This is a genomic window from Streptomyces mutabilis, from assembly GCF_014649815.1.
Lineage (GTDB): Bacteria > Actinomycetota > Actinomycetes > Streptomycetales > Streptomycetaceae > Streptomyces > Streptomyces mutabilis.
Genome location: NZ_BMTT01000139.1, coordinates 1 through 735, shown reverse-complemented (window position 1 = coordinate 735; position 735 = coordinate 1). Strand labels below are relative to the sequence as shown.

General features: G+C 69.5%; 1 protein-coding gene. It reads right to left on the bottom strand.

Annotation, left to right across the window (positions count from 1 at the left end):
- A partial coding sequence (locus IE142_RS35050; protein WP_306432649.1) for an acyltransferase domain-containing protein occupies positions 1-668 on the bottom strand: 668 nt, incomplete at its 3' end.
- Positions 669-735: the final 67 nt, after the last annotated feature.

The window sequence follows — 735 nt, the reverse complement described above, 5'->3', positions numbered from 1 at the left end:
CGCACCGCGTCGGCGAACCGCACCGCCTCGCGCACATGCCGGACCCAGTACTCCGGGCTGGTCGGATCACCCGACATCAGCCGGATCACCGGCTCATGGAACTCCACGTCCGCGATCGCCGCCGCGAACTCCTCCAGCATCGGATCCATCAACGGCGAATGGAACGCATGCGACACCGACAACCGCTTGTGCTTCCAGCCCCGCTCGGCCGCCTGACCCGCAACGCTCTCCACGGCATCCTCCGCGCCCGCGACCACCACCGACGACGGCCCGTTCACCGCGGCCACCGAAACACCTGCCGGCAGCAGCTCGACGACATCCGCCTCCGCCGCGGACACCGCGAGCATCGCACCACCTGTCGGCAGCGCATCCATCAACCGGGCCCGCGCACACACCAACCGGCAGGCATCCCCCAGCGACAGCACTCCCGCCACATGCGCGGCGACGATCTCACCCAGCGAATGCCCGGCCACCACCTCGGGCCGCACACCCCACGACTCGACCAGCCGGTAGAGCCCCACCTCCAGCGCGAACAACGCCGGCTGCGACCACCCCGTACGGTTCAACGCACCGGGATCCTCGCCCCACATCACCTCCCGGACGTCCGCACCCAGCTCCGCGATCACCGCATCAAAAGCCTCCGCGAACACCGGGAACCGGGCGTACAACTCACGCCCCATCCCCAGCCGCTGCGAACCCTGACCCGTGAACACAACACCCAGCCGACCGTCACCG